Source organism: Bradyrhizobium sp. (assembly GCF_049798375.1).
In the GTDB taxonomy this organism is placed as follows: domain Bacteria; phylum Pseudomonadota; class Alphaproteobacteria; order Rhizobiales; family Xanthobacteraceae; genus Bradyrhizobium.
Genome location: NZ_JBARGP010000236.1, coordinates 1 through 7,678, shown reverse-complemented (window position 1 = coordinate 7,678; position 7,678 = coordinate 1). Strand labels below are relative to the sequence as shown.

Here is a 7,678-nt window from a genome sequence, read left to right as displayed (position 1 = left end):
TTCTCGGTCTATTGGGCGGTCAAGGATGACTCGCCGATCAAGACCATCGCCGACCTCAAGGGCAAGACCGTCGGCATCTCCGTGATCGGCGGCGGCACGCAGGGACCGTTTAACATGCTGCTCAAGCAGGCGGGCCTTGATCCGAACAAAGACATCAAGCTGGTCGAGGTCGGCTTTGCGGTGGCCGAGGACGCGCTGCGGCAGGGCCGCGTCGATGCCGTCAACATGAACCAGCCGTTCGCCGCGCGCGCCGAAGCCAAGGGCGGCACGCGAAAGCTGTTCTCGCTATCGCAGGCGATGCCGAACATCGTGCATATCCTGGAGGCCTGCCGTGCCGATTTCGTCGACAAGAATCCGGATCTGGTGAAAGCCTATGTCCGCGACATCACGCTCGGCATGAAGAAGGCGCTCGCCAATCGCGACGAGACGCTCAAGGTCGTCTCCGAGGTGATGAAGGTGCCGGTGCCCGTCATCGACACCTATCTGCTCAAGGACAATGATTTCGGCCGTGATCCCGGCGCCGCGCCGAATTTCCCGGCGATCCAGAAGATGCTCGACATCTATGCCGAGACCGGCATGCTGCCGAAGATGGATGTCGCCCAGTTCAAGCATCCGACGATCGTGGCGCCGCTCCAGTAAGGGCGCGTGGAACCGGACGAGAGCGCGCTCCGGCGAAGGTCGGGGCGCTTTGCGGAGACATTTGGAATGAAGAAGCTGCGGTCGCGCGTGACGACGGACGGGCTCGATCGCGCGCCGCATCGCGCCTTCCTGCGCGCGATGGGCCTGGATGACGCCGACATCGCCAAGCCGATGATCGGCGTCGTCAGCCAGAAGGGCGAGCAGACGCCCTGTAACATGACGCACGACTTCCAGGTCGATGCGGCAAAGACGGGAATTACCGAGGCCGGCGGCGTGCCGCGCGAATTCGCCACGATCTCGGTCTCCGACGGCATCAGCATGAACCACGAGGGCATGAAGTTCTCGCTGTTCTCGCGCGAGCTCATTGCTGATTCGATCGAGGCCGTGGTGCACGGCCTCGCCTATGATGCGCTGATCGGCTTCGGCGGCTGCGACAAGACCTTGCCCGGCGTGATGATGGGCATGGTCCGCTGCAACGTGCCGTCGATCTTCATCTATGGCGGCAGCGCGCTGCCGGGCAAGTTCCAGGGCAAGACGCTGACCGTGCTCGATTCCTACGAGGCGGTCGGCAGCTACATGACCGGCGAGATCGACGAGGCCACGCTGAAGGGCATTGAGCTTTCTTGTCTGCCGACCGTCGGTGCCTGTGCCGGGCAATTCACGGCGAACACCATGGGCATGCTGTCGGAGGCGATGGGCCTGTCGATGCCCAACGTCTCGATGATCCCCGGCGTCTATGCCGAGCGGGGCCATGTCGCGCGGCAGGCCGGGCGGCTGATCATGCGGATGCTGGCGAATGATGGGCCGCTGCCGCGCGACATCGTCACGCGAAATGCGCTGGAGAATGGCGCGGCGATCGTCGCTGCCACCGGCGGCTCGACCAACGCGGCGCTGCATCTGCCAGCGATCGCCAATGAGGCCGGTATCCGCTTCACGCTCGACGATGTCGGCGAGGTGTTTGCGCGCACGCCTCTGATCGGAAACTTGCGGCCTGGCGGCAAATACACTGCCAAGGATGTCTACGACATCGGCGGTGCGGCCGTAGTGATCCGCACGCTGATCGAGAGCGGCCATATCGATGGCTCGTGCATCACCATATCGGGCAAGACGCTCGCCGAAGAATATGGCAATGCCAACGCGCCCGACGGCGAGATCGTGTTCCATACTGATAAGCCGATTATGGCGGACGGCGGTGTCGCGGTGCTGAAGGGCAACCTCGCGCCTGACGGCGCCGTGATCAAGGTCGCGGGGCTGAAGAACCTTGTCTTCGAAGGCATCGCGCGGGTGTTCGAGGACGAGGAGGCCTGTGTCGCCGCGGTGCGTGCGCGCGACTACCAGGCCGGTGAAGTCCTCGTCATCCGCAACGAGGGCCCGGTCGGCGGCCCCGGCATGCGCGAGATGCTTGGCGTCACCGCGTTGATCTATGGCCAGGGCATGGGTGAGAAAGTGGCGCTGATCACCGATGGCCGCTTCTCAGGCGCGACGCGCGGCATGTGCATCGGCTATGTCGCGCCGGAGGCTTTTGTCGGTGGCCCGCTCGCACTGGTGCGCAACGGTGATCGCATTCGCATCGATGCCAAGGCGCGTCGCCTCGACATGCTGCTGGATGAGAGCGAGCTCGCCGCGCGGCGCAAGGCATGGTCGCAACGGCCGCCGCGGCATCGCGCCGGTGCGCTGGCCAAATACGCCAAACTGGTCGGGCAGGCGCCGCTGGGCGCGGTGACCCACGAGGGCCCGGCGGAGTGGCCGTGGTTCGATCAGGAAACTTAGCTGGACGCATAACAGCGCATGGCAGGAAACTTGCTATGTTGGCACGTGATGCGACTGCGAAACGAGAACCTTGAGATGAACGTGATGCCGGTACGATCTGATAATCGCGCGGAGCCTGCGCCGACGGTGCGGCCTAAGCCGATCATCTCGATCGAGCACGTCTCGCAGCGGTTCCAGACCAAGGCGCGTCGCGATCATCTGGCGCTGTCGGATATCTCGCTTGATATCGAAGAGGGTGCTTTCGTCTCGATTCTCGGCCCCTCGGGCTGCGGCAAATCCACGCTGCTGTATATCGTCGGCGGCTTCGTCAACCCGACCGAAGGTGCCGCGACCATGAAGGGCCGGCCGATCAAGGGGCCAGGCCCGGAGCGCGGACCGGTATTCCAGGAGTTCGCGCTGTTTCCCTGGAAGACCGTGCTCGGCAACGTGATGTATGGGCCACGCCAGCAGGGCGTGAAGACAGGCGAAGCTGAAGCGCAGGCGCACGCGCTGATCGAGATGGTCGGCCTCAAAGGCTTTGAGAACTTCTATCCCAAAGAGCTGTCCGGCGGCATGAAGCAGCGCGTCGCGCTGGCGCGCACGCTGGCCTATCACCCGGAAGTGCTGCTAATGGACGAGCCGTTCGGCGCGCTCGATGCGCATACCCGCACGCGGCTGCAGAACGACCTGCTCAATATCTGGGAGCGCGACCGCAAGACGGTGCTGTTCGTGACCCATTCGGTGGAGGAGGCGGTGTTCCTCTCCGACAAGGTGGTGATGATGACGCGCGCGCCCGGCCGCATCCGCCAAGTGATCGACATCGACCTGCCGCGGCCGCGCCGTCGCGACGAGCTGCTGCTCGATCCGCGCTATCAGAAATACATCGTCGACATCGAGCGCATGTTCGACGATTCCGGCGACGTCGAGCTGCCGTCATGAAGGCGGCGCTCGCGCGGCTGGCGCCGGTGCTCGCCTGCCTCGGCCTGCTCTTGGCGTGGCAGCTCGGCTCGCTCGCGCTCGCCAATGACAGCTTCCCGACCGCGTGGGAGTCGTTGCGCGCAATCCCGGCGATCCTCACCGACAAGGAATCCCTGTTCAACATCGCGGATTCGCTGCGGCGGATGGCGATCGGACTCGTGTTCGCGGTCGGCGTTTCGATTCCGCTGGGCCTTTTGATGGGCCGCAGCCGCGCAGTGGCCGCGTTCTTCAATCCGCTGCTGATGATCATCTATCCGGTGCCGAAGGCCGCCTTGATGCCGGTCATTATGCTCTGGCTCGGCGTCGGCGACCTCTCCAAGACGCTCGTCATCTTCCTCGGCGTCAGCCTGCCGGTGATCTTTCACAGTTTTGAGGGCGCCAAGGCGGTCGAGGAGAAGATGCTGTGGTCGGGCGCGGCAATGGGCATGTCCGCGGCTGCACGGCTGGTGCGGATCGTGTTGCCCGCGGCATTGCCGGAAATTCTCACCGGCTGCCGCACCGGCCTCGTGCTGGCGCTGATCACGATGGTGACGAGCGAGATGATTGCGCGCCAGTCCGGCGCCGGCAACATCCTGTTCAACGCACTCGACATGGGCCAGTACGACACCGTGTTTGCGATGATCATCATCGTCGGCGCGATGGGGATTTGCTTCGATGTGGCGTTTGAGGCCGGCCGCGCGCGGCTGGTGCGCTGGTCCGAGCCGCAATTCGATATCCCGCTGAGCTTCTCATGACGATGCGAGGCATCACCGACCTGCTGTTGGGCCTGCTGCCGATCGTGTTGATCATCCTGCTCTGGCAGGCGCTGATCTCGTTCGGTTATGCGCCGCCGAGCTTGCTGCCGCCGCCGGGACAGGTGTTTGCCCGGATCGGCGAGCAGTTGCTCGATCCGTCGTTCCAGCAGAACATCGCAGCCACCTTGTTCCGGCTGTTCGCGGGCTTTGCCATCGCGGTTGTGCTCGGCGTCAGTATTGGCATCGCGGCAGCGGTCAGTCCGGCGGTCAATGCAGCGGTGCGGCCGCTAGTGCGCGTGCTGGCGCCGCTGCCGAAGGTCGCGCTCTATCCGGCGTTTCTGCTGCTCCTCGGCTTCGGCCATGAATCCAAGGTCATCTTGGTGGTGGCTGATGCGCTGTTTCCGATTCTGCTTTCGACCTATTATGGCGCCTCGGTCGTCGAGCAGAAGCTGATCTGGTCGGCGCTCGCAGCAGGCACGCCGCCGCGCCAGCTGTTGTGGAAGGTGGTGCTGCCGGCCGCGATGCCATCGATCCTGACCGGCTGCCGCATCGGCCTCGTCATCTCCTGCATCGTGGTATTTCTGGCCGAGATGATCACGTCGACCGATGGCCTCGGCCACGTGCTGGTCGCTGCGGCACGTCAGTTCCAGGCAGTCGACATGTTCGTGCCGCTGATCACGATTTCGCTGCTCGGGCTGATCCTCAACGGCCTGCTGGGGTTCTTACGTTCTTATCTGCTGCGCGGCTTCCCCGAAGTCTGATAGAACGCCCCGACGCGACATTTGGAGACACGACATGCTGGCGGATCGCATCGAGGCGAAATGGATTGACGCGTTCTGCGAGATTTTTGAACGTTGCGCCGTCAAGCCGGGCGATACCGCGGCGATTCTGTCCGAGACGCAGTCGCGTGCACTCAATGTGCAGCTCGCGGAATTGGCGCTGCTGCGCATGGGCGCGCGTCCTTTCCATATTGTCGTGCCGACACCGCGCAACCGCCATCCGGTGCCGGTACGATCGACCGGCGCCTCCGAGGCGATCGGCAGGCTCGCGCCCGTGGTCGGCGCGCTCCAGCAGGCGGGCTTCGTGGTCGACTGCACCATCGAAGGCTTGATGCATGCAGCGGAGACGCCGGATATTCTCGAGGCCGGCGCGCGCATCCTCGTCATCTCGAACGAGCATCCCGAAGCGCTGGAGCGCATGGTGCCCGATCCCGCGCTGGAAAAGCGCGTGCGTGCCGCCGCCAAGATGTTGCGCGGCACCAAGCGCATGCGCGTGACCTCGAAGGCCGGCACCGATCTCGACGTCATCATGGAGGGCGCCTCGACCGTCGGCGTCTGGGGCTGGACCGATCGGCCGGGCACCCTGGCGCACTGGCCCGGCGGCATCGTGGTCAGCTTCCCGAAGAGGGGCTCCGTCAACGGCACCTTGGTGATGGCGCCGGGTGATATCAACCTGACCTTTAAGCGCTATCTGACCTCGCCGGTGAAGATGATTCTGAAGGACGATTACGTCACCGAGCTGGAAGGCGATGGCGCTGACGCGGCGATGATGCGCGCCTATCTCGCCTCCTGGGGCGATCGCGAGGCCTATGCGGTGTCGCATGTCGGCTGGGGCATGAACCCCGGCGCGCGCTACGAGGCGCTGTCGATGTATGACCAGCGCGACACCAACGGCACCGAATTGCGGGCCGTGCCCGGCAACTTCCTGTTCTCGACCGGCGCCAATGAGTTCGCCGGCCGCTACACGGCTGGCCATTTCGATTTGCCAATGATGGGCACGACGATCGAGCTTGATGGCAGCGCCGTCATCAAGGACGGCCTGCTGCAGGACGTGTTTGGTTAATCGATCGGAGATCAGGCTTGAGGCTCGTCATTGCCAGCGAAGCGAAGCAATCCAGCGTCAAGAAGGAGGTCTGGATTGCTTCGTCGCTTCGGTCCTCGCAATGACGATGCTAGCTAGTCTAATGAAGGCTTCAATCCATCACCGGTGGCCTTGCCAGCTTGAAATGCCGGAGCATGTCGACCAGTGCACCGAGGCGCTGCTCGCGATAGGCATCGACATTCATGCCGGTGTAGTCGAGGAAGCCGGCGCCGGTGCGCAGGCCAATGCGGCCTTGCTCCATGTTGCGCGCGATCACCTCGGGCGCACGATAACGGTCGCTGCCCAGGGCGCCTTCGAGATAGCGGCTCGCATAGTAGAGAATGTCGCCGCCCCCCCAATCGATGAATTCCAACAGGCCCAGCACCGCGTAGCGGAATCCGAAGCCGTAGCGGATCGCCTTGTCGATCTCCTCGGCGCTGGCGACGCCTTCGTCGACCATGCGCGCGGCCTCGTTCATGGCAAGCGCCTGGATGCGCGGCACGATGAAGCCGGGCGTCGCGGCGCACACCACCGGCACCTTGCCGGTACCCTCGAGCAATGCCTTCAACTCGGCGACGACGTTGGGATCGGTCGCCGCGCCCGGCGATATCTCCACCAGCGGAATCAGATAGGCTGGATTGAGCCAATGCGCGTTGAGAAAGCGCTTGGGATTGTCGACCGCGCCCGAGAGATCATCGACCAGGATAGTCGAGGTGGTGGACGCGATGATCACGTCGGGGCCGACAGCGCGCGAGGCCGCGCCGAGTACCTCGCGCTTGAGCTCGACGATCTCCGGAACGCCCTCGAACACCAGCCCCGTCTCGGCCAGCGTCGTGCTGCTCTCGTTCGCGGGCACGACTTCGACACGTCCGATGACAATCTCGGCCTCACGATCTCCGAGCATGCCGAGCTTGCTCATGGTCGCGAGCGTCGCCTTGACCTCACCGAGCGCGTCGTCCTTGAGCTTGGCGAACTGCTCCGGCGTCCGCGGCTTGATGTCGATCATGGTCACGGTGTGACCGGCATAGGCGAAGGCGACCGCGATACCGCGGCCCATGCGGCCGGCACCGAGACAGGCGATAGGCATCCGCAGCGTCATGCCGGAAATCCATCATGCAGCAGCGTTTGCAGCCCGGCGCGATCGAGCCCGCCGAGGCCGAGGCTCGCCAGCGTCCGTCCCGTCGCGGTGAAATTCTCGCCGCAGATGGCGCCACCGATCGACAGAAAAGCGCGCGCCAGCGGCGTCGCGGTGCTGGTGAGCTCGGCCGCCGAGATCAGGAAGGACAGGCCAAGCCGCAGATCCTCGCGCATGTAGCGGTGCTCCGTCAGTACCAGCCGCTCGCGCCAGTCGCCGGAATCGGTCAGCCGATCGTGCGAGCCGCGGCCGTACATCCAGATCTCGCCGTCATCGGCGTAGTGATGCGCCAGCGGAAAATGCGGCGCGCGATAGCCCAGTGCCTCGCGCACCGCGATCCGCTCGGCATCCAGTGCATCGGTGACGCGGCGGATCGCGCCTTGCGTGCCTTCCTTGTGGATGTCCCAGCGCTCGAAATGCTCGATCGGGCCGGCATTCATCACGATCAGCGGCGGGTGGATGATGCAGCCGGCATTCATCAGCGCGCCGGACAGCGCATCACCACAAGGCTCGATCACGCCGGGAAAGGCGCGGTCGATCACATTGAGCGCACGATCGGCGGTGACGAGCGGAAATACGCCGA

The 7,678-nt window shown here is 64.5% G+C and carries 8 protein-coding genes; 6 read left to right on the top strand and 2 right to left on the bottom strand.

Translation table 11 applies throughout. The features are described 5' to 3' along the window. The 6 genes from WA702_RS09945 to WA702_RS09920 all read left to right on the top strand — a co-directional run. Positions 1-639 (top strand): ABC transporter substrate-binding protein (locus WA702_RS09945; RefSeq protein ID WP_425110352.1); only part of this gene is annotated, 639 nt, incomplete at its 5' end. A 66-nt stretch (positions 640-705) separates the two neighbouring features. Beyond that, complete coding sequence (gene ilvD / locus WA702_RS09940) at positions 706-2,409, top strand: dihydroxy-acid dehydratase (RefSeq protein WP_425110351.1); 1,704 nt, start codon at positions 706-708, stop codon at positions 2,407-2,409. Positions 2,410-2,484: 75 nt separating this feature from the next. Next, positions 2,485-3,327, top strand: a complete 843-nt coding sequence (locus WA702_RS09935) for an ABC transporter ATP-binding protein (RefSeq protein ID WP_425110350.1) — start codon at positions 2,485-2,487, stop codon at positions 3,325-3,327. Next, entirely contained in the window at positions 3,324-4,100 is a 777-nt protein-coding gene (locus WA702_RS09930; RefSeq protein ID WP_425110349.1) for an ABC transporter permease, read from the top strand. Before WA702_RS09935 ends, WA702_RS09930 begins: the two co-directional genes overlap by 4 nt. Beyond that, positions 4,097-4,861, top strand: coding sequence for an ABC transporter permease (locus WA702_RS09925; RefSeq protein ID WP_425110348.1), 765 nt, complete (start codon positions 4,097-4,099; stop codon positions 4,859-4,861). Before WA702_RS09930 ends, WA702_RS09925 begins: the two co-directional genes overlap by 4 nt. A gap of 34 nt (positions 4,862-4,895) precedes the next feature. Next, positions 4,896-5,942 carry a peptidase M29 gene (locus tag WA702_RS09920; protein ID WP_425110347.1) on the top strand — a complete coding sequence of 349 codons (1,047 nt, stop codon included), beginning with the start codon at positions 4,896-4,898 and terminating at the stop codon, positions 5,940-5,942. A gap of 130 nt (positions 5,943-6,072) precedes the next feature. Here the strand turns inward: WA702_RS09920 and WA702_RS09915 are convergent, their stop codons facing one another. Both WA702_RS09915 and WA702_RS09910 read right to left on the bottom strand, forming a co-directional pair. Continuing rightward, positions 6,073-7,059, bottom strand: coding sequence for a 3-hydroxybutyryl-CoA dehydrogenase (locus WA702_RS09915; protein WP_425110346.1), 987 nt, complete (start codon positions 7,057-7,059; stop codon positions 6,073-6,075). After that, a partial coding sequence (locus WA702_RS09910; RefSeq protein ID WP_425110345.1) for an NAD/NADP octopine/nopaline dehydrogenase family protein occupies positions 7,056-7,678 on the bottom strand: 623 nt, incomplete at its 5' end. The genes WA702_RS09910 and WA702_RS09915, both read right to left, overlap by 4 nt.